Source organism: Euzebya rosea, from assembly GCF_003073135.1.
GTDB lineage: Bacteria > Actinomycetota > Nitriliruptoria > Euzebyales > Euzebyaceae > Euzebya > Euzebya rosea.
The window spans coordinates 330695-352191 of record NZ_PGDQ01000004.1; the positions used below are offsets into that span (position 1 = coordinate 330695).

The 21497-nt window shown below is 70.4% G+C and carries 19 protein-coding genes; 7 read left to right on the forward strand and 12 right to left on the reverse strand.

Annotated features, from left to right (window positions below):
• Nucleotides 1-45: 45 nt before the first annotated feature.
• Nucleotides 46-3768: a S8 family serine peptidase gene (locus CUC05_RS06630; protein ID WP_157965291.1), complete on the forward strand. Its 3723-nt coding sequence runs from the start codon at nt 46-48 to the stop codon at nt 3766-3768.
• Nucleotides 3759-4721 (forward strand): hypothetical protein, encoded by a 963-nt coding sequence (locus CUC05_RS06635; RefSeq protein ID WP_157965292.1) that lies wholly within the window; start codon nt 3759-3761, stop codon nt 4719-4721. Before CUC05_RS06630 ends, CUC05_RS06635 begins: the two co-directional genes overlap by 10 nt.
• A gap of 21 nt (nt 4722-4742) precedes the next feature.
• Here the strand turns inward: CUC05_RS06635 and CUC05_RS25280 are convergent, their stop codons facing one another.
• From CUC05_RS25280 to CUC05_RS06650, 3 genes are read right to left on the reverse strand one after another with little or no spacing between them, the layout of a single operon-like run.
• On the reverse strand, nt 4743-5195 hold the full coding sequence (locus tag CUC05_RS25280) for a YbjQ family protein (protein WP_205712165.1): 453 nt from the start codon (nt 5193-5195) through the stop codon (nt 4743-4745).
• Between the two features lie 2 nt (nt 5196-5197).
• Nucleotides 5198-5542: a YbjQ family protein gene (locus CUC05_RS06645; RefSeq protein ID WP_170127935.1), complete on the reverse strand. Its 345-nt coding sequence runs from the start codon at nt 5540-5542 to the stop codon at nt 5198-5200.
• Between the two features lie 47 nt (nt 5543-5589).
• Nucleotides 5590-6066 (reverse strand): low molecular weight protein-tyrosine-phosphatase, encoded by a 477-nt coding sequence (locus CUC05_RS06650; RefSeq protein ID WP_108665288.1) that lies wholly within the window; start codon nt 6064-6066, stop codon nt 5590-5592.
• A gap of 104 nt (nt 6067-6170) precedes the next feature.
• On the opposite strand from CUC05_RS06650, the gene CUC05_RS06655 reads away from it, so the two are divergent.
• A complete protein-coding gene (locus tag CUC05_RS06655; protein ID WP_108665289.1) occupies nt 6171-7247 on the forward strand; it encodes an alkene reductase in 1077 nt (358 codons plus the stop codon).
• Nucleotides 7248-7322: 75 nt separating this feature from the next.
• Here the strand turns inward: CUC05_RS06655 and CUC05_RS06660 are convergent, their stop codons facing one another.
• On the reverse strand, nt 7323-9164 hold the full coding sequence (locus CUC05_RS06660) for an acyl-CoA dehydrogenase (RefSeq protein ID WP_205712166.1): 1842 nt from the start codon (nt 9162-9164) through the stop codon (nt 7323-7325).
• Between the two features lie 68 nt (nt 9165-9232).
• On the opposite strand from CUC05_RS06660, the gene CUC05_RS06665 reads away from it, so the two are divergent.
• On the forward strand, nt 9233-10315 hold the full coding sequence (locus tag CUC05_RS06665) for a TerC family protein (protein ID WP_108665291.1): 1083 nt from the start codon (nt 9233-9235) through the stop codon (nt 10313-10315).
• A gap of 17 nt (nt 10316-10332) precedes the next feature.
• Here the strand turns inward: CUC05_RS06665 and CUC05_RS06670 are convergent, their stop codons facing one another.
• Together CUC05_RS06670 and CUC05_RS06675 are read right to left on the reverse strand one after the other, a co-directional pair.
• The gene (locus tag CUC05_RS06670; RefSeq protein WP_108665292.1) at nt 10333-10821 is read right to left on the reverse strand and encodes an aminoacyl-tRNA deacylase; all 489 of its coding nucleotides are present in this window, start codon (nt 10819-10821) and stop codon (nt 10333-10335) included.
• Nucleotides 10822-10867: 46 nt separating this feature from the next.
• Nucleotides 10868-11776: a crotonase/enoyl-CoA hydratase family protein gene (locus CUC05_RS06675; RefSeq protein WP_108665293.1), complete on the reverse strand. Its 909-nt coding sequence runs from the start codon at nt 11774-11776 to the stop codon at nt 10868-10870.
• Between the two features lie 89 nt (nt 11777-11865).
• On the opposite strand from CUC05_RS06675, the gene CUC05_RS06680 reads away from it, so the two are divergent.
• The gene (locus CUC05_RS06680) at nt 11866-12552 is read left to right on the forward strand and encodes a hypothetical protein (RefSeq protein ID WP_108665294.1); all 687 of its coding nucleotides are present in this window, start codon (nt 11866-11868) and stop codon (nt 12550-12552) included.
• A 670-nt stretch (nt 12553-13222) separates the two neighbouring features.
• Nucleotides 13223-13645: an LCCL domain-containing protein gene (locus CUC05_RS06685; RefSeq protein WP_108665295.1), complete on the forward strand. Its 423-nt coding sequence runs from the start codon at nt 13223-13225 to the stop codon at nt 13643-13645.
• A gap of 34 nt (nt 13646-13679) precedes the next feature.
• On the opposite strand, the gene CUC05_RS06690 is transcribed toward CUC05_RS06685, so the two are convergent.
• From CUC05_RS06690 to CUC05_RS06705, 4 genes are all read right to left on the reverse strand, one after another.
• Nucleotides 13680-14693, reverse strand: coding sequence for an alpha-ketoacid dehydrogenase subunit beta (locus CUC05_RS06690; RefSeq protein ID WP_108665296.1), 1014 nt, complete (start codon nt 14691-14693; stop codon nt 13680-13682).
• Nucleotides 14693-15958 (reverse strand): thiamine pyrophosphate-dependent enzyme, encoded by a 1266-nt coding sequence (locus CUC05_RS06695; RefSeq protein WP_108665297.1) that lies wholly within the window; start codon nt 15956-15958, stop codon nt 14693-14695. Before CUC05_RS06695 ends, CUC05_RS06690 begins: the two co-directional genes overlap by 1 nt.
• 46 nt (nt 15959-16004) lie before the next feature.
• Nucleotides 16005-16502, reverse strand: a complete 498-nt coding sequence (tpx, locus tag CUC05_RS06700) for a thiol peroxidase (RefSeq protein WP_108665298.1) — start codon at nt 16500-16502, stop codon at nt 16005-16007.
• Nucleotides 16503-16634: 132 nt separating this feature from the next.
• Complete coding sequence (locus CUC05_RS06705) at nt 16635-17768, reverse strand: AsnC family transcriptional regulator (protein WP_108665299.1); 1134 nt, start codon at nt 17766-17768, stop codon at nt 16635-16637.
• Between the two features lie 49 nt (nt 17769-17817).
• On the opposite strand from CUC05_RS06705, the gene CUC05_RS06710 reads away from it, so the two are divergent.
• Nucleotides 17818-18834, forward strand: coding sequence for a zinc-dependent alcohol dehydrogenase family protein (locus CUC05_RS06710; protein ID WP_108665300.1), 1017 nt, complete (start codon nt 17818-17820; stop codon nt 18832-18834).
• Between the two features lie 3 nt (nt 18835-18837).
• Here the strand turns inward: CUC05_RS06710 and CUC05_RS06715 are convergent, their stop codons facing one another.
• On the reverse strand, nt 18838-20772 hold the full coding sequence (locus CUC05_RS06715; RefSeq protein WP_205712167.1) for an APC family permease: 1935 nt from the start codon (nt 20770-20772) through the stop codon (nt 18838-18840).
• Complete coding sequence (locus CUC05_RS06720) at nt 20769-21434, reverse strand: DedA family protein (protein WP_108665301.1); 666 nt, start codon at nt 21432-21434, stop codon at nt 20769-20771. Before CUC05_RS06720 ends, CUC05_RS06715 begins: the two co-directional genes overlap by 4 nt.
• Between the last annotated feature and the right edge of the window lie 63 nt (nt 21435-21497).

Sequence of the window (21497 nt, forward strand, 5' to 3'; positions counted from 1 at the left end):
ATGGGGTTGTAGTTAACTATTGAGGCGCTTGACATGGAGTGTGGGATGCGTCTGTCTGCCGTCAAAACTGCATTGGTGTCCGGGGCGTTGGCGCTCGGGCTGCTTCCGGCAGCCCTCGCCACGCCCTCGACGGCCGAGCCCGCGGACTCGTCCGTGGACACCTCGCCCTCCGGGACGGTGTTCTCCGGGACGGTCGAGCAGACCTGGTCGCCCGGCGAGCTCGACGTCGACTGGGCGGCCTTCGCCGCCGAGCACCGCGAGGAGTTCGAACGCAGCGAGTTCGCGTCCGCCGGGGCCGACAGCACCGCAGCCCGCGACGCCGCTCGGGACGCCGTGCAGGCGGAGTACCTCGGCGAGACCAGCAGCGACTCGACGTTCAGCTCGCTGGAGCAGCAACGGTCCGGCGCGATCGCGCAGCAGTACTACGACGAGTGCGACGACGGCACCAACCTGCCGAACAACGGGGTCCAGGCCAACCGCCAGCTGCTGTTCCGCGGTGGCTCCGACGGGGTCTTCGGTCCCAGCTACAACGTGCCGAACCCGGGCGGCAGCGGCAACGAGCCCCCGCCCCGGATCGACCTCCGCAGCATGTTCATCCTGCAGACGACCGACGACGGCGGGCGCTTCGACCAGACCGCGTTCCTCGTCTACGCCTGCCAGGAGTGGGGCAACACCGACCTCGGTGCAGGCGGCATCACCTTCGGCCTCTACGTGACCGCCGAGGAAGGCGAGACCCAGTACCCCACCGTCCTCGGTGACCCCGAGGAGGGCCCCGACTTCGTCGTCTCCATCTTCCCCGAGAACAACGTCCCCGGTCGGCCGCTGCAGATCATGGCCGTCCGCACCCCCTCGCGGAACGCCTCGACGTGGACGGTCACCTGGCTCGACGAGGCCCAGCGCCTCGACGGCTACGAGATCGACGGCGTGGTGCCCACCAGCGCCATCGGTGACTTCACCGCCGACTCCGGGTTCGCCTGGACCGTCGAGGTCGTCGACACCCAGACGCCGGAGGGCGGTCGCGACTGGTTCCCCGAGCGCAACTACCTGATCCGCGTCGGCGAGGGCGACAGCGCCGTCGAGGGCACCCACGTCCCGCAGTTCCCCGTCCCCGAGACGTGCGGCCTGCAGTCGGAGTCCGCGGTTCGCTACAACCTCGAGCCGCAGGCCATCCCCAACGACGACGGGTACCCGGTGCAGTGGTACCACCCGCAGATCGCCACCCCGGCGGCGTGGGACACCATCCGTGACTCCTCCACCGGTGGTCGCACCCGTCCGGTGACGGTGGCCGTCATCGACTCGGGCATCGACTCCACCCGGTTCGACTTCCTCGCCGGCGGCGCCCGTGTGGTCGCTGGCCTCGACGCCGTCTACGGCCTCGAGCTCGAGGGCGGCAACAACGGCGGCGCCATCGGCCCGTTCGTCGGCCCGCAGGCAACCGGCTACGAGTCCTTCGGTGCGGCGGCCCCACCGCGCAACTCCGACCGCGGCCCCCACGGCACGGCCGTGGCCAGCCTGATCGGCGCGACCGGCAACAACACCATCGGCATCGCCGGCGTCGACTGGGGCGTCCGCCTGATGCCGATCCGCGTCAACGACGTCAACGAGTGCATCGACAACGTCGTGGTGGCCGAGGGCATCAAGTGGGCCGTCGACCACGGCGCCGACATCATCCACATCTCCCTCGGCTCGCCCGAGACCGCCGACGGCAGCGGCAGCGACCTGCAGCCCGAGTGCAACGACGGCGTCGACAACGACGGCGACGGGACCACTGACGGCGACGACCCCGGCTGCGTGAACGAGCAGGACGGGTCGGAGGGGCCGGGCGACAACGCGCCCGACAGCACGCCCGAGCAGGTCGCCGCCTGTGCGGACCACCGCGACAACGACGGTGACGGCGTGGTCGACCTGGCCGACGCCGACTGCGAGGACGCCAACGACAACTTCGAGTCCCCGCAGACCCCGCTGGTCCAGCCGGCCGAGCCGATGGAATGCGCCGACGGCATCGACAACGACGGCGACGGATTCGTCGATGCCACCGACAACGCCGACCTCGGCACCGTGGCCGACCCGGGCTGCGAGGGCGAGGACGACGGATCCGAGGGCCCGAGCCTGGAGTTCGTCGGCACGATCGACGAGCTGGCCCCGGCCTGTGCGGACGGCCGCGACAACAACGACGACGACGTCCTGGCCGACGCCGAGGACGCCCAGTGCCTCAACGCCACCGACAACAACGAGGGCCGTGACGAACGCGTCGTCAACGTCGACCCCCTTCGCGAGGTCATCGACTACGCACTGGAGCAGGGCGTGCCCGTCGTGGCCGCAGCCGGCAACCGTGGCGCCGACGACGACCCCGTCTTCTACCCGGCCGCCTACCCCGGTGTCCTGACCGTCGGGGCCAGCGACCGGTCCGGTGAACGGTCGTTCTACTCCTCGACCGGCCGGTGGCTCGACATCATCGCCCCGGGCGGCAACAACCAGGGCACCCTGTCGCAGGACATCGCGGCGCTCTGGGAGCTCGACCGCATCCGTCCGGTGGCTGGGACGAGCTTCGCCGCGCCCCTGGTGACCGGTGCCGCGTCCCTCTACCTGGGCCTCAACCCGCACATCACCCGAGGGTTCACCCCGTCCGCCCAGCCGCCCGCGCCGGGCGCCAACCTGCCCGACATCGGCTACCAGCGCACCGTCGACGACGTGAAGATCGCGCTGCAGAACGGCGTCCGTGACCTGTTCCCGCAGGGCCACGACATCTTCAACGGCTGGGGACGCCTGAACGTCGATCGGGTGCTGGACATCCCGGCGCTCGGTGGCCCGCTGGTCGACCCGGCCCGGCTGCAGCTGCCCCGCACCAACGCCGACTCGGTGATCGAGGTGGCCGAGGGCGTCGCCCTGTCGCGGCCGCTCGTCTTCCCCGACTTCGTGGTGCTGACCCGCAACGACGTTGCCGTCGACGCCCTGGCGGGTGCCTCGCTGCTGCGCGGCGGCCCGCTGCTGGTCTCGACCCACGATGCGGTGAGCGACTCGACCATGGCCGCCATGGCCGAGGTCCTGCCCAACGGCGGCCGTGTCTACGTCCTCGGTGGCGACGCGGCGCTCAGCGCCGACATCGACACGCAGCTGGCCAGCCACGGCTACGAGGTCGTGCGCCTCGCCGGTGACTCCCGTGTGGACACGGCGTTGGCCATTGCCGAGGAGGTCCGGCGGATCTACCCGGGCTCCACCACCGTGGCGCTGGCCCGCAGCGACGGCGGCAACGACCCGACCGCCCAGTGGGCCGATGCCCTCAGCGGTGGCGCCTGGACCGCCAGCACCGGGACACCCCTGCTGGTGACCCCGAGCGACCAGCTGCACCCCGGTGTCGCCGACGCGCTCCAGCGCTGGGGCATCGAGGAGACGATCCTGTTCGGCGGCGAGGCCGCGCTGGGGCAGGCCGTCGAGGGTGCCGTCCCGGGTGCCCGCCGGATCGGTGGTGCCGACCGTGCCGAGACGGCCGCGATGATCGCCGAGGACCTGTGGGGCGAGACCGACGGCTTCATGGTCGCCAACGGCTACTACGCCAGGGGCTGGCCGGCAGGCCTGGCAGCCGCGGGCTGGAGCGCCGACGTGAACGCCCCGCTGCTGTACACGGGTGCCGACTCCGTGCCCCAGGCCACGGTCGACGTGCTGGCGGCGACCTGCCCGGACACCGACTCGATGCAGATCGTGGGTGGCGCATCGCTCGTCACCGGGTCGGCGGAGACCCAACTGCTGGAGGCTGCGACATGTGGCTGAGGAAGCATCTGTCCATGGCCCTCGGGCTGGCGCTGCTGACCGCAGCCTGCATCAGCTCCGAACCGCCACCGGCTGACGTCGACCCGGTCGTCGTCGCCCCCGTCACGACAGCGCCGGCGGAGCCGCTGGAACCCGTCGACGAGGCCACGATCGCCCTCGTCGAGGACTACTGGGAGGCCCGCGACGCGGCCTGGGCCGCGGGCGTGGAAGCCGGCCTCGCCTTCTCCGTGGCGAACAACCACCCGTTGCTGGACTACACCGCCGATGACTGCCGCGAGGCCTGGTTCAGCGGGGAACCGCCCGTCGGCTTCGCCGAGCGCAACGCACTGGCCCCGGGCACGATCGTCTCCGACCCCGACTTCATGATGACCGTCGGTCCGCTCGCCGGACGTGACCTCGGCGAGGGGCTGCTGGAGATGGTCGTGGCCTTCGCCTACGAGGGGCAGGGCCTGTTCGTGGCCGACCGAGTGGCCGACGTGCACCTGCAGGTGCTCGACGGCCAGGTCCGCCATTTCCTCGTCTGCGAACCGATCGAGATCACGGTCGTCGAGAGCGCCTCCGGTGGGGCGACCGGCGACGGGACGACCGGCGGGGGCACGACGGGTGACGGCACGACGACGGGCGGGGGCACGGTCGTGACCGTGGACCCCGTGACCGGTGAACCCGTCACCGTGCTGCCTCCCATCACCGCCACCCCCATCCCGGTCACGCCGGGCGACGGCGACGGTGACGGGGACGGCGACGGTGGTGGTGACGGGGACGACGACACACCGTCTCGCCCCAACCCGCCCGGGACACGTCCGCCGGGATCGGGCATCGACTTCTGCGAGCAGGGTGACCCCGGTGCACAGCCCGTGGCCGGCGACTACTTCCTCTGCCCCGACGACGACGTGGACCTGACCGAGACGGAGGAGCCCACCCCGGCCGCCTCCGACGACGTCACCCGCGGCTGACGACGCGTCGGCCGACCGCCATCAGGACGTCCTGATGGCGGTGCCGTAGCAGATGACCTCCGACGCACCCAGCGTGATCGTGCTGGTCTCGAACCGGACGTTGACGACCATGCTCGCCCCAGCCGCGATCGCCTCCTCGACCATCCGGAGCCGCGCCTCACGACGTCCGCGGTCCAGGACGGGGGACAGGGCACGGACCTCACCGCCGACGAGGCTGCGCAGGGATGCGGCCAGCCGCTTGTAGTAGTCGGTGGCGATCACGACGCTGCCGGTGACGAACATCGCCCCGGACTGGACGGTCGTGCCGACGGGCGGCCGGCTCAGGTCGGTGACCGGCACGTGTGCGGTTCGCTGCTCGCGTTCGGTGAGGTCGGCGAGGTGGGCCCGTTCCCGTTGCTGGCCGACGAGGCCGCCGATGACGAGCAGGGCGATGGGGACCCCCAGCTGGAGGAGGGGGATGAAGAACGCCTCCACGGCTACATGCCCGGCGCGGTGTGGGCGCCGCTCGGCTGGATCGTGACGGCGGTGCCGTAGGCGTACAGCTCCGCAGCGCCACCGGCGACCTGGCTGGTGGTGAACCGCACGTTGACGATGGCGTTGGCCTGCAGCTGTTGCGCCTGCACGATCATGCGCTGGACGGCCTCGTTGCGGGCCTCGACCATCAGCTCGGTGTAGGCCGTCAGCTCACCGCCGACGATGTTCTTCAAGCCGGCGCCGATGTCACGGCCGATGTTCTTGGCGCGGATGGTGTTGCCCTGGACGAGGCCGCGCAGCCCCACGATGTCGTATCCGGGCACGGTTTCGGTGTTGACGAGGATCACGGCCCGCATCCTTGCAGGTCGGCCCGCCGCAGACCGCACCCGGACGGTCAGCTGCGGTCGGCCGCGAGCTCCTCCACGAGGCCACGGGCCGCGTCGCGGACGATGTGCACGACCTCGGTGAAGCCCTCGTCGGGGCCGGCGTACGGGTCGGGGACGCCCAGGCCCGGACGGTCGGTCCAGTCACGGAACAGCCGGAGCTTCGCGCGGTCGGCGTCGTCCCGGGCCAGGACTCGCAGGTCCGCGAGGTTGGCGGTGTCCATCGCCACGATCAGGTCGAAGCGGTCGAAGTCCTCGACCGCGACCTGCCGCGCGGTTCCCCGGACGGTCAACCCCTCGCGGGCCGCAGCGGCGACCATGGGCGGGTTCGGTGGCTGGCCCACGTGGTAGGCAGCCGTCCCGGCCGAGTCGACCTCGACGGGTACGCCGGCTGCGGTGGCGGCTTCCTCCAGCGCCGCTTCAGCGGTGGGGGAGCGGCAGATGTTGCCGAGGCAGACCATGAGGACACGGGTCGGTCGTGGAGACATTGGGGGTGTGTAGCACCCGTGTCGGGTTCGGCGCCAGCGGACCGACCGTCGGGACAAATAGTACAAAACGGAATCAACTGCGTCCTGTCCGCGTTGGACCACCAATGACCCATGCAGCCCCCCTCCTCAAGCCCCTCTCCCTCGGCGCCATCAACGCGGCCAACCGTGTCGTCATGGCCCCCCTGACCCGCAACCGGGCCGGCGAGGGACGCGTCCCCACCGACCTCCACGTGGAGTACTACCGCCAGCGCGCCGGGTTCGGCGCCATCGTGACCGAGGCCACGGTCGTCAGCCCGCAGGGTGTCGGCTACATCGACACGCCCGGCCTGTACACCGACGAGCAGGTCAGCGCATGGCGTCGCGTGACCGATGCCGTGCACGACGCCGGCGGCACCATCATCGTGCAGCTGTGGCACGTCGGCCGGGTCTCCCACACCGACTTCCACGACGGGCGCGCCCCGGTGGCGCCGACGGGCGCCAACGCCGAGGCCATGACGTTCACCACCGACGGGTTCGTGCCCACCTCCGACCCCCGGGCGCTGCGGACCGACGAGATCGCGGGGATCGTCGACGACTTCGCGGCCGCCGCCCGACGGGCCGACGAGGCGGGCTTCGACGGCGTCGAGATCCACGGGGCCAACGGCTACCTCATCGAGCAGTTCCTCGCCTCCGGCGTGAACGACCGCACCGACCGCTACGGCGGCGGGTCGATCACCGACCGGGCGCGGTTCGCGCTGCAGGTCGTCGACGCGGTCAGCGAGGTCGTGGGCACGTCACGGACCGGCATCCGCCTGAGCCTCGGCAACGGGACCAGCAACGCCGTCGAGCCCGACCCCGCGCCGACCCTGTCCTACCTCGGTGGGCAGCTGGCCGAGCGGGGCATCGCCTTCGTGCACGTCGTGGAGGGGCTGCCCGACCACGTCCAGGTGGCGGCGCTCCGTGACGGTGGCTGGGACGGCCCGGTCGTCCTCAACGGTGGCTACGACCTCGAGCGAGGGGTGGCCACGGTCGAGGCCGGGACCGCCGACGCCATCGCCTACGGCCGCCTGGCGATCGCCAACCCCGACCTCCCCACCCGCTTCGAGCGCGGGGCCGAGCTCAACGCGCCCGACAGCGACACCTTCTACGGCGGTGGCGCCGAGGGCTACACCGACTACCCGTTCCTGGACGCCGCCGAGTAGGCGAGGTCCCCCCGAACGGCACGAACCCCCCGGCATCACCGGGGGGTTCGTCGTGTGGTCGTTCCCGGCGTCGCGTCAGACCGACTGCAGCCGCGTGTCGTCGATGGCGAACAGGTCCTCGGCACCGAACGTGACCGCGTCCACCAGGCCGGGGACGGTGGAGAGGATGTTGCCGGCGAAGAAGCGAGCGGTCGACAGCTTGTCGGCCAGGAACTGGTCGTCGTCGCCACCGTCGATGGCGGCCTTGGCGGCCACCGCCCCCTTGGCCAGCAGGCTGCCGGCCATCATCGTGGCGAACATCCGCAGGAACGGGGTCGCGCCTCCGAAGCTGGCGTTGAAGTCCGTCCGATTGGTCATCAGCCACGTCATCGCCGTCTCCACGGCGTCGACGGCACCCTCGAGGTGCTGGCGGAACGACCCGAACGCCGGATCGTCCAGCGTGGCGGCCTGCTCACGGATCTCGGCGAGCACACCCTTCACGAACGCGCCGCCGTCCATGCCGAGCTTGCGGCCCAGCAGGTCCATGGCCTGGATGCCGTTGGTGCCCTCGTAGATCGGCGCGATGCGGGCGTCGCGGAAGTGCTGGGCGACGCCCGTCTCCTCGACGTACCCCATGCCGCCGTAGACCTGGATGGCGATGGAGGTCAGCTCGACGCCCAGGTCGGTGCCCCACGCCTTGGTCAGCGGGGTCAGCAGGTCCGCCATCATCCGCTCGCGGTTGCGGACGCCCTCGTCCGGGTGGTGGTGGGCCATGTCCAGCGCCGCGGCGTTGCGGTAGGTCAGGGCCCGGATCGCCTCGATCTGGGACTTCATCGTCAGCAGCATCCGGCGGACGTCGGGGTGCTTGACGATCAGCGACTGGCCACCCTCCAGCTCCTCGTCACCGGGGGCCTTGCCCTGGCGGCGCTCAAGGGAGTACTGGACGGCTTGCTGGTAGGCGCGGTCGGCGATCGAAAGGCCCTGGGCGCCGACACCCAGGCGGGCGTCGTTCATCATCGTGAACATCTGGCGCATGCCCTGGTTGGGCTCGCCGACCATGTAGCCGATGGCCTTGTCGTACTCCATCACGCAGGTGGGGGAGGCGTGGATGCCCAGCTTGTGCTCGGTGGACACGACCTCGACGGCGTTGCGCTCGCCGATGGACCCGTCGTCGTTGACCAGGTACTTGGGGACGAGGAACAGCGAGATGCCCTTGGTGCCGACCGGCGCATCGGGCAGGCGGGCGAGGACCAGGTGGCAGATGTTCTCCGTCAGGTCGTGGTCCCCCCAGGTGATCCAGATCTTGGTGCCGGTGATCCGGTAGGTGCCGTCCTCCGCCGGCTCGGCCTTGGTGGTCAGCGCGCCGACGTCGGATCCCGCCTGCGGTTCCGACAGGTTCATCGTGCCGGTCCACTCACCGGTGACCATCTTCGGCAGGAACGTCTGCTGCAGGTAGTCGTTGCCGTGCGCCAGCAGGTCCACGACCGCGCCGGTCGTGAGCATCGGGCACAGCGAGAACGCCATGTTCGCGGCCGTGATCATCTCCTTGATCGCGGTGGCGACGGCCAGCGGGAAGTTGCCGCCGCCGAACTCCTCGGGGAACTGGATGGCCCCCCAGCCGGCGTCGACGTACTGGGAGTAGGCGCTGTGGAAGGACTCCGGGGCGGTGACGCCCTCGCCCTCGGCGCGGATGACCGATCCCTGCTGGTCGCCGTCGACGTTGGTGGGGGCGATGACCTCGGTGCAGAACCGGCCGCACTCGCGCAGGAGCCCCTCGACGAGCTCCTCGTCGGCGTGGGCGAAGGCGTCGATCGACTGCAGGGTGTCCAGCTCGGCGACGTTCTTCAGGACGAACATCATGTCTCGAACAGGGGCGCGGTAGGTCATGCGGTACCAGCTCTCTCGGGTCGTTACCGGTCGGTAGGCGAGGGTACCCAAGGGAACACTGTCCGGCCCATTCCGAAGGGGTTTCCGGGGGTCCCCGCCCGGATAGCATTGCGCCGAACATGATCATCACCCTTGCCACTGAAGCCGCGTCCGCCACGCAGCGCTTCGCCGACTTCGACGTGCCCCCCTTCGCGTGGTGGGGCCTCCTCATCGGCATCGTCTTCCTGCTGCTGCTCGACCTGCTGCTCGTGCACCGCAAGCCGCACGAGATCAGCTTCCGCGAGGCCATCATCGAGTCGGCCGTCTGGATCACCCTCGGCCTGGCGTTCGGCCTCGTGATCCTCTTCTGGCAGGGCGGACAGGCGGCAGGTGAGTACTACGCCGGCTACCTGATCGAGAAGAGCCTGTCGATCGACAACGTCTTCGTCTGGGCGGTGATCCTCAGCTACTTCTCCGTCCCGAAGATGTACCAGTTCCGTGTGCTGTTCTGGGGTGTCTTCGGCGCCCTCGTGCTGCGCGCCCTCTTCATCTTCGCCGGCGTGGCCTTGATCGAGCGCTTCGACTGGGTGCTCTACGTTTTCGGTGCGTTCCTGCTGTACTCGGCCTGGAAGCTGGCAGCCCACCGCGACGCCGAGATCCACCCCGAGGAGAACCCGGTCCTGAAGCTGGTCCGTCGCGTCGTCCCCTCGACGAACGACTACCACGGCCAGGCCATGTTCATCCGCGAGAAGGGCAAGCTGCTCGCGACGCCGCTGTTCGCCGTGCTCGTCCTGATCGAGGCGACCGACGTCGTGTTCGCCGTCGACTCGGTTCCGGCGATCCTCGCGGTGTCCCGTGAGCCGTTCCTCGTCTTCGCCTCCAACGCCTTCGCGATCATGGGGCTGCGGGCCCTGTACTTCGCGCTGGCCGGCATGAAGGACCGGTTCCGCTACCTGGACCTCGGGCTTGCCGCCATCCTTGCCTTCGTCGGCGTGAAGATGCTGATCGCCGACGTCTACCACATGCCGATCCCGCTCAGCCTCGGCGTGATCTTCGGTGTGCTGACCATCGCCATCTGGACGTCGCTGGCCGCCGACAAGCGCGACACCCCCACCGCGGACCCGGCCGGTCGGCCGGTCGACCCGGTGTCGGAGGAGCCCGCCTCGCTCGAGGCCCCGCCGGTCGAGGAGCAGGCCCCGGAGCCCGAGCACCCCCGCGGCTGAACCCGGCGTCGGGAGGGTCAGTCCTCCCGACGGATCCGCGCGACCGTGGCCTTGGTCACCTCGACCAGGGCCGCGGGCGCCAGCTCCAGCTCCAGGCCGCGTCGGCCACCGGAGACGAAGACCCGCTCGTGGTCCATCGCGGAGTCGTCGAGGACGGTGTCCAGGCGCTTGCGCTGGCCGATGGGGCTGATCCCACCGACCACCATGCCGGTCGAGCGTTCGGCGTCGGCCGGCTTGGCGACAGCGACCTTCTTGACCCCCAGCGCCTTGGCGACGGCCTTCAGGTCCACCGTCGTGGTGACGGGCACGATGGCCACGGCCAGCCGGTCGTGCTGCACGAGGATGGTCTTGAAGATGCGCTCGGCAGCGACGTCCATGGCCGCTGCCGCGGCGAGGCCGTAGCCCCGGTCGTCGTCGGGCACACCCTCCTCACCCAGGTCGTGGACCTCGTGGTCCAGCTTCGCTCGGCGAAGGGCGATCACTGCGGGGGTTTCCTTGCCGCTCATGCCGCGAGGCTATCCCCGACGGGCCCCGTGGTCGCAGTCGGCTCGGTCACCCGCCACCGAGCCCGCCGGCGTCGCCGAACGGGTCGTCGCGCTCCCGCACGGCCTGCCGGAAGCCGGCCTCGGCTGCACGCTGCTGGAAGGCGTACCCCTCGGGCGTGTGGCGCGTGATCCCATCGAAGACCGTGCCGAGCACCTGGGTGGCGTGCAGCCCCTGCTCCTGGACCTGGGTGTTGACCAGCAGCTTCATCATCGCGAGCTGGTTCAGCGGCATGCGGGTGATCCGCTCGGCCAGGGCGTCGGTGCGCTCGACCAGCCGGTCGGCCGGCGGGGCCTCGATGGCGAGTCCCCACTCGAGGGCCTCGGTGCCGGACAGCGAGTCGCCGGTGAACAGCAGCCGCTTTGCCCGCTGCGGCCCCAGCCGGTGGGTCCACATCGACGTGGTGGGCGAACCCCAGACCCGGGCCGGCGGGTAGCCGATCCTGGCGTCATCGGCGATCACGAGCAGGTCGCTGCACAGGGCGAGGTCGGTCCCGCCGGCGACGCAGAAGCCGTGGACGCTGCAGATGACCGGGGTGGCCGCGTGGAACAGCGTCATGAACGCCTTCACGTTCCGGCTCATCATCGCGTAGTCCACCATCGGGTCCCACGTACGGGACGGATCGTGGTTGGCGGCCATCACCGCCGGGTCCAGCGGCGACCCCTCGACCGCGTCGCTGGGACCCAGCGACCCCTGACCCTCGGCCGACTCGACCAGGTCGTAGCCGCCGCAGAACCCCTTGCCGTTGCCGGACAGCACGATCACGTGGACGTCGGGGTCCAGATCGGCCCGTTCCACGGCAGCGGCGAGCTCGGCGATCAGGGTGCTGGTCAGGCCGTTGCCGCGGTCGGGACGGTCCAGGGTGATGCGGGCGATGCGGTCAGCGGTGGAGTACGTCAGCTGGGTGGGTGGCCACATGGCCGCAGCGTAGGGTCTCGGCTCGGTACCCTGCGTGGTTCGGCACCAACGCCGAACGAGACGACAGACCCGGAAGCAGAAGGACACCTGTGGCGCCGCACGACGACAGAACCGCTTGGCTGGTCAAGGCCGGGAAACGCGCCAAGCACGCCCGCGACTTCGTCATCAAGGACATGGTCTCCATCGGCAGCGAGTGGCCGGGCGTGGGCGACCTGTCGACGGCATCGGACGCCGAGGTGTTCCTCGCGATCGAGGCGGCCGGCCGCAAGAAGCCTGCCGACGACCTCGTCCAGCTGCGCATCCTGTCGACCCGGATGGCCACGGGGGACATCGTGGTCACCCCTGACGTCGCCAACGGGGACCTGCTGTTCGGCGCGGTCAGCGGCGAGTACGAGTACTCGGCCCGCCCGGTCGTGGAGGACCACCACCACTCCCGCCCGGTCAGCTGGTTCGGTCGCCTGACCGTCGACCACCTCGAGCCGTTCCTCGCCAAGGCCGTCGACTGGCGCGGTGGGACGCTGCGTCGCCTGCCCGAGCAGACCCACTGGCTGCGCCTCGCCGGCGAGATCCGCGACGGCCTCGGCCGGCCCGCCAGCGACTTCCCCCGGATCGCCAAGGCTGCGCCCGCCAAGCGCAAGACCCCGTCGAGCACGCCGCGCATGGCCGCCAACCCGACCATGGTCGTCAACCCCGACCAGCTGTGCCCCTCCTGCGGCCTGCTCCGCGCCGCCAGCATGTTCCCCGACGGCTCCGAGTACTGCCGCGACTGCGATTAGATCGGTCCTCGGGCTCGGTGCTTGCTGGTCCTCGCTCCGCTCGGACGGTCCTCGGGCTCGTGACCGGCGAATCGCTCCCTCGATTCTCGGACCTCGCTTCGCATCGGGCACTGCGAGTCTCGCTCGCGTTTCGCCGGCGCCCTGCGGCGGTGGGTGGGAGCCCTGGTGGGGTCGGCACACGACGCGTTCCGGCCGTGGCGTGTGGTGTGTGCGTTCGGCTCCGTTGAGGGGTGGGCATCGCACCCAGCCTCTTGTGGCGTGTGCCTTGGGCATCCGTGTGCGGTGGGCATCGCACCCGGCGGCGGGCCCTGGGTGCGGTCGGTGTCGCTGAGGGGTGGGTATCGCACACGCACCCCGGGTTGAGGGGTGGGGGGGTCGCACACGCCCGCCCTGGTTGAGGGGTCAGGGGCCACGCACGCGCCCCTGGTTGAGGGGTGAGGGGCCACATACGCACGCCCGGGTTGAGGGGTGGCCATCCCGCACACCCTCAGGCGGTGTGTGGCGTGGACGTCCCTGAGGGGTGGGCCTGGCACACGGTGGCCGAACCTGGGTGTGGTCGGCGCCGCTGGGGGGTGGGTATCGCACACGCACCCTAGGCTGAGGGGCCGCGGCCGTGAACAGTCGGTGACGGGCGGGGGAGGGGGACCGGCGGTCGCCTAGATTGCCGGCCATGACGAACTCGACCCTGTGGCTGCGTGGCAGCCTGCTGGCCCTGGTGATCCTGGCGACCGCGTGCGGCGGAGGCACCGACGACACCGCGGAGGGGCAGCCCGAGGTGGCGGTGGTGGAGGAGTTCGACGCCGAGTGGACGCGCAACGCCACGGAGCTGCGCGGCAACGACGGCGACCGGTACGCCTACACCTGCCCGCCGGGCGGCAGCGCGTCGTCGGTCTGGGGGACGGGCCCCTACACCGACGACTCCTCGGTCTGCACCGCGGCCGTCCACGCCGGGCTGATCACCTTCGAGGACGGCGGCCGGGTGGTGTTCGAGATCGAGCCGGGCCTCGAGGCCTACCCCGAGGGGGAGGCCAACGGGGTGACCGCCTCATCGTGGCCCAGCTGGCCCGGCTCGTTCTCCTTCGTCAGCCGTTAGGCCGCCGCCCGCCGACCGCCGCCCGCCGCCCGGACTAGATCGCCATCGTCTCCGTCAGGTAGCCCGCCAGGCGGTCCGGGCCGGGGAAGTAGTCCCACTCCTGCGCATGCGGGTAGGGGGTGTCCCAGCCGGTCACGCGGCGGACGGGCGCCTCCAGGTGGAAGAAGCAGTAGCGCTGGACTAGGGCGGCGAGCTCGGCGCCGAAGCCGCTGGTGTGGGTGGCCTCGTGGGCCACGACACACCGCCCGGTCTTCTTCACCGACTCCACGATCGTGTCCAGGTCCAGCGGCAGCAGGGTCCGGAGGTCGACGACATCGGCCTCGACCCCCGCCTGCTCGGCCGCGGCAAGGGCGACGTGGACCATCGTCCCGTAGGCGAGGATCGTGATGTCCGACCCCTCGCTGGCCATCGCCGCCTTGCCCAGGGGCACCGTGTAGTGGCCCTCCGGGACCTCACCCATCGGGTGGCCCTTCCAGGCCTTCGACGGGCCGTCGTGGCGCCCGTCGAACGGACCGTTGTAGATCCGCTTCGGCTCGAGGAACACGACGGGGTCGTTGTCGGCGATGGCCGACAGCAACAGGCCCTTGGCGTCGTAGGGGTTGGACGGCACAACCGTCTTCAGCCCGGCGACGTGGGTGAACAGCGCTTCGGGGGACTGGCTGTGCGTCTGGCCGCCGAAGATCCCGCCACCGGTGGGCATCCGCACGGTGATCGGGGCCCAGAAGTCACCAGCGGACCGGTGCCGCAACCTGGCGGCCTCGCTGACCAGCTGGTCGTAACCGGGATACATGTAGTCGGCGAACTGGATCTCCACGACCGGCCGGATCCCGTAGGCACCCATGCCGATCGCGGCGGCGATGATGCCCTGCTCGCTGATCGGGGTGTCGAAGCAGCGAGTCTTGCCGAACCGCTCCTGGAGCCCCTTGGTGACGCGGAAGACGCCGCCGAAGTAGCCGACGTCCTCGCCGAAGACCACGACGTCGTCGTCGGCCTCCATGGCGACGTGGTGGGCGTCGTTGAGGGCCTGGATCATGTTCATTGCGGGCATCAGCTGTTTCCCCCGGGCGTGGAACCGGCACCGAACTTCAGGAAGGCGGCACGCTGCCGCTCCAGATGTGGGGGCATGTGCTCGAACACGCCCTCGAAGATGTCGCGCTGCGCGGTGTTGTCGTGCAGCGTGCCGTAGCGCTCGGCCTCGCGTTGCGCCTCGGCGACCTGTTCCCTGATCTCGGCTTCCATGTCGGCACGGTCGGACGCCGACCAGTCGCTGATGGCGGCGAGGTGGCGGTGCAGCCGCTCGACCGGGTCCCCGAGCGGCCACTTCTCGTACTCGTCCTTGGGTCGATAGCCCGAGGGGTCGTCGGAGGTGGAGTGGGCGCCGGCGCGGTAGGTCAGCCACTCGATGAGGGTCGGGCCCAGCGACCGGCGGGCGCGGTCCGTCGCCCACTTCGCGGCGGCGTAGACCGCGAGGTAGTCGTTGCCGTCCACGCGAAGGCTGGGGATCCCGAAGCCGTGCCCACGGGCGGCGAACGTCGCTGCGCCACCACGTGCCACGGTCTGGTAGGTCGAGATGGCCCATTGGTTGTTGACGATGTTCAGCACGACCGGCGCGTTGTAGGTCGAGGCGAACACGAGGGCGGAGTGGAAGTCGCCCTCCGCCGTCGATCCGTCGCCGATCCAGCCGGCGGCGACCTTGGTGTCGCCCTTGATGGCCGACGCCATCGCCCACCCGACGGCCTGGCTGAACTGGGTCGCCAGGTTGCCCGAGATGGTGAAGAACCCCTGCGCCTTGGAGGAGTACATGACCGGCAGCTGGCGCCCGCGGACCGGGTCACGCTCGTTGGAGTAGATCTGGCACATCATGTCGACGAGCGGGTAGTCGTCGGCGATGAGCAGCCCCTGCTGGCGGTACGTCGGGAAGTTCATGTCCCCGTCGGCCTGCACCATCCGCGAGGCGCAGGCGATGGCCTCCTCACCCAGGCACTGCATGTAGAACGACGTCTTGCCGGTGCGCTGGGCGGTCTGCATCCGCTTGTCGAACTCGCGGACGGTCAGCATGTGCCGCAGCCCCGTGGTCAACGTGTCGACGGACAGCTCGGGGTTCCACTCGCCGACGGCGTTGTCGTCGTCGTCGAGGACCCGGACCAGCCCGTAGGCGAGGTCGCGCATGTCCTCCGGCGGGGTGTCGACCGCCGGCCGCGGTGCGTCACCGGCGGCGGGAAGGTCGAGGTCGTCGTAGGAGGGTGTGTCGCCCGGTCGGAAGGCGGGCTCGGGAACGGTCAGCCTCAGCGGCTGTACGGAGGGGTCGGCCATGGGCCCGATTGTGCCGGACGTCGCCGACCCCCACCGGTGGCCGTTCCTACAGGGCGGACAACGCCGCGTCGTAGTCGGGCTCCTGGCCGATCTCGGGGACCTGCTCGCTGTGCAGGACGGTGCCGTCGGTGTCGAGGACGACGACCGCACGGGAGGCAAGGCCGGCCATGCCGCCGTCGAGGATCTTCACGCCGTAGTCCTCGAGGAACTCCGGGTTGCGGAAGGTCGAGCCGACGGCGACGTTCTCGATGCCCTCGGCGCCGCAGAAGCGCTTGAACGCGAACGGGAGGTCAGCGGAGACACAGACGACGGCGGTGTCCTCGAGCTCCGCGGCCTTCTCGTTGAAGGTGCGGACGCTGGTCGCGCACACGCCGGTGTCGACGGACGGGAAGATGTTCAGCACGACCTTCTTGCCGGCCAGGTCGTCGGAGGAAACGGGCTTGAGGTCGGCACCGGTCAGGGTGAAGGCCGGGGCCTTCTCGCCCTTCTGGGGGAGGTCGCCGATGGTGCTGATGGCGTTGCCGCCGAGGGTGATGGATGCCATGTGCAGGGGTCCTGTTCTGTCGGTTGTCGTCTGGACGGTCGGTAGGGGGAACTGGTGGTTCTGGGACTGTCTACATGCCGATGGGCGCGCGCGGAAACCGGACGCTCGACGTATCCGGTCACAGGGCCCGTGCTAGGCGGTCATGTCCGCCGGGTCGAGCCCCTCGCGGGCGCACCACTCGCGATAGGCGATCGGGGAGATCTCGCTGGGCTTGATCTCGCTGCGACCACCCCAGAACACGTTGGTGTAGGACACGGGAATGCCGACGGACTCCAGGTGCGCGTCGATGGCCGCCTTGTGCTCCAGCACCCGCTCCTTGTCGGTCCCGTGGGACACACCCATGATGTTGACGTCGGCGAACTCGGGGCCGCCCTCGCGCCAGTAGGCGTGGGTCATGCAGTGATGCCGCCCGACCTCCTGGCCGGCGCGCAGCTCCTCGCCCTCGGGCACGCGCCAGTGGAACAGCGCGTTGTAGCGGGTGACCTGGGTGCCGTCGCTGTGCTTCTTGACGTGCTCGAGGAACGTGGAGAACCGGCCGATGACCCGCCGTTCGTTCAGCGACGCCGCCACCTCGCAGAAGTCCTCGATCGTCTCCCCGGCCTCGGCCGCGCGGGCGACCCATGGATCCTCGACGATCTCCTCGGGCGCGAACTCGCGCTTCAGCGCCATCAGGATCCGCCACTCGCGCTCGGTCAGGTCGACGATCTTCGTGTCGAGCACCCGCCCGGGTTCGTCGGTCTTCTCGCCCGGCTCGATCGTGCGGCGACGCACGTGGCCGACGCCCAGGGCGAACAGCTTCTTCGCCGGCAGCAGGCGGTACCCCTGCGCACCCGTCTTCGCCATCAGGTACCGGCAGTGGGCGTCCATGTCGTAGGGCTTCGGGACCTTCAGGGTCGTCCAGAGCTTGTACTGGCTGCCCGGCGTCTCGCGGTCGGTCGTGCGAGTGACCACGTGGCCGCTGAACGGGTCCTGCTCGAACATGTAGTCGAACGTGGCCTTGATGTCGTCCTGGGGCACCTTCCACGCGACCAGCGCACCCGGTGCGAGGGAGGTCGCCATCAGCGTCTGCCGGATCCGGCGGATCGTGCCCGCCTCGACCATCGCACGCAGCCGTTCCAGCACCGTCTCCAGCTCGACCCCCGAGTCCTCGGCGATGGTCCGGAAGGGGTAGCGGTGGAACCCCTGGATCCGGTCCTCCGACACCTTGAGGATCTGGGAGTTGACGGCGTCGTCGACGCCTGCAGGCACGGCTTCAGCAGTTGACATCGTCCTCGGAGTGTAGGTCGACCTGCCATGCACGCCGTACGGTGAGGCCATGCGCGTCACCACCATCCACGCCCCCGGCGACATCCGCCTCGAGGAGCGCCCCGACCCGACCATCGAGCGTCCCACCGACGCCATCATCCGGACCGTGGCCGCGTGCGTCTGCGGGTCCGACCTGTGGCCCTACCGCGGCGCCAACGACGTCGAGGCCGGGAACCCGATCGGCCACGAGGTCGTGGGCGTGGTCGAGGCTGTCGGCGCCGACGTGACGTCGTTCCGCCCCGGACAGTTCGTCGTCGTGCCGTTCTGCCACAGCGACAACACCTGCGCCCACTGCGCGGTCGGCATGACCTCGGCCTGCGTCAACGGCGGGTTCACCAGCGGCGGCCAGGCCGAGCTGGTCCGGGTCACCCAGGCCGAGGGCAGCATGGTCGCCACCGACGGCATGCCCGACGACGACCTCATCCCCTCGTTGCTGACCCTCTCCGACGTGATGGCCACCGGCTGGCACGCCGCGGTGGCGGCAGGGGTGGAGGAGGGGGACACGGTCGTCGTGGTCGGCGACGGTGCCGTCGGGCTGTGCGGCGTCCTCGCGGCCTCGGTCATGGGGGCCGGACAGGTCATCGCCATGTCCCGTCACGAACCCCGCCAGCGGATCGCCGAGCAGTTCGGCGCCACCAACCTGATCGCCGACCGCGGTGAGGAGGGCGAGCAGGCGGTCCTCGAGCTGACCGACGGCGTCGGCGCCGACGCGGTGCTGGAGTGCGTCGGGACCGGCCAGGCCATGGAGACCGCGTTCGCGGTCGCCCGCCCCGGTTCGACCGTCGGGTTCGTCGGCGTGCCCCACGGTGTCGAGCTGCCGATCCGACGCATGTTCGGCAGGAACATCGGCCTGGCCGGCGGCATGGCCCCAGTCCGCACCTACCTGCCCGAGCTGCTGCGGCTGGTCACCGAGGGCACGATCAACCCCGGCATCGTCTTCGACGCGGTCATGCCGCTCGAGGACGTCGCCGAGGCGTACCGGGCGATGGACGAGCGCGAGGCCATCAAGGTGCTCCTCGAACCCTGATCGTCAGGCGTCGAGGTGGTAGGGCACGGAGGTGACCACCGTGCCGCGGCGGAACAGCAGGCGTGCCTTCAGCAACAGGGCGCTGTTGTTGTGCAGCAGGTGCCCCCACCAGCGCGACACCACGAACTCGGGGATGAGCACCGTGACGATGTCACCGTCCCAGCGGTCGTCGACCTCGTCGATGTAGCGCAACAACGGCCGGGTCAGCTCGCGGTAGGGCGACCGGATGACGTCGAGTCGGATGTCCCCGGGCACCCTCGCCCAGCGCTCGTGGATCGCGGTCTCGGCGTCGTCGTCGGCGACCACGCTGACCGCCAGCAGGTGCGTCGGGTGCAGCGACCACGCGTAGCGCAGTGCCTCGACGGTCCCGCGGTGCACGTCGCCGACCAGGACGACGACGGTGTGGGCGGTCGGCTCCAGCACGATGCGGTCGGGCAGCCGCAGCCCCGAACGGACCCGTTGGTAGTGGGCCGACACCCCGCGGAACAGCAGGACGACGGTCGGGATCACCACGAGCGGCAGCCATGCCCCGCTGGAGAACTTGGTGACCGCCACGATGAGCAGGACGACGAAGGTGGCCAGGGCGCCGACGCCGTTGATGGCCACGCCGCGTTGCCAGCCCGGTTCCCGCAGGGTCAGGTGGTGACGCACCATGCCGGTCTGCGACAACGTGAAGCTGGTGAACACCCCGACGGCGTACAGCGGGATCAGGGCTGTCGTGATGCCGCCGAAGCCGATCAGCAGGGCCGAGGCCGCCGCGGCGAGCAGGACGATCCCGTTGGAGAAGACCAGCCGGTCGCCGCGGTTGGCCAGCTGCCGGGGCAGGTAGCCGTCGCTGGCGATGATCGAGGACAGCCGGGGGAAGTCGGCGTAGGCGGTGTTCGCCGCGAGCACGAGGATGCAGGCAGTGGCGACCTGCAGGACCAGGAAGAGGGGCCCCGCCCCGAACACGGCGAGGCCGAGCTGAGAGACGACGGTCTGGTCGTGGCTGGGGACCGGCATGACGTCGCGGGCGAGCACGGCCGAGCCGAGGAACAGCGCGCCGAGGATGGCAGCCATCCACGAGAGCGTCACGGCCGCGTTGCGCGGGGCCGGCCGCTCGAAGGCAGGGACACCGTTGGAGATCGCCTCGACACCCGTCAGGGCGACGGCACCCGACGAGAAGCCCTTCAGGATCAGGAAGAGCCCGAGCTCGCCGCCGTCCAGGGCTCCCTCGAAGCCCTCGACGTCGACCGGTGACAGGCCACCGAACAGACCCAGCTCGGCCTTGGCGAGGCCGACGACGACGAGGGCGCCGAAGGTCAGGATGTAGACGTAGGTCGGGACGGCGAACACACGGCCCGACTCCTTGACACCACGAAGGTTGACGATCGTGATCAGGGTCACGAGGACCAACCCGACGGCGACACGGTTGTCGCGCAGCCCCGCGAAGGCGGGGATGGAGAGGATCGCGGCCACCCCGGCGGAGATGGAGACGGCCACGGTCAGGATGTAGTCGACCAGCAAGGACGCCCCGGCCACCAGGGAGGGCGTCTCGCCAAGGTTCTCGCGGCTGACGACGTAGGACCCACCGCCGGAGGGGTACGCGTGGATGGTCTGGCGGTAGGACGTCGAGACGATCAGGAGCAGGACGGCGACGGCCAGCGCGATGGGCACCAGCACCGACAGGCCGAGGGCCAGGCTCGACGCGCCGAGCGCCACGACGAAGAGGATCTCCTCGGTTGCGTAGGCGGTCGACGAGATCGCGTCGGAGGAGAAGACCGCCAGTCCCACGCGCTTGGAGATCCGTTGGTGGTCGAGCTCGCTGCTGGGCAGGGGGGCGCCGACCAGGGAGCGCTTGATCGCCTCCAGCACAGGGGGATGGGTGTCCTCCGTCGGCCCATCCGGGTCGGCGTGGGCGCGGGCGACGTCGTGACGTCGGGAGACCTCGAGGTTCATCGGACGTGCTCGTCGGCTGGTGCGGCGTCCAGCGGGACGACAGGGGTACTCGGGGTGGCGGGGCACACGGCGGGGTGGCGGGAGCCGGTGCGCAGCTCCAGCAGGACGGGCACCACGGAGGCGAGCACGATCACACCGATGATCGGCAGGAGGTAGCGATCGATGTCGGGGATGGCCTCGCCGAGCAGGTAACCGGCGGTCGTGACACCCCCGCCCCAGAGCAGGCCGCCTGCCACGTTCCACCCGACGAACGCGCGATACGGCATCGCGACCGCACCGGCGACGAAGGGCACGAACGTGCGGACGATCGGCACGAACCGGGCGAGGAGGACGGCGCGGCCGCCGCGCTCCTCGAAGAAGGTCCTGGCCCGCTCGACGTGTGCGGGGCGGGACCACCACCGCTCGCGTCGCAGCAACGGCATGCCCAGGCGAGACCCCAGCCAGTATCCGGTCTGGTCACCGAGGACGGCCGCCAGGCAGACGCCGACAAGCAGGACGGGAAGGTCGAGCACGCCCCCGGCGGCCAGCAACCCTGCGGTGAACAGGAGGGAATCGCCCGGCAGGAAGAACCCGACCAGCAGGCCGGACTCGATGAAGACCACGGCGATGACGCCGATCAGGCCGAACGTCATCACGAGGTGATCGGGATGGAGCAGCTCCATCACCGTCCCCCACCTGCGGAAACGGGTACGTCGGCACACCACACACATCCGTGCACGCTGTCG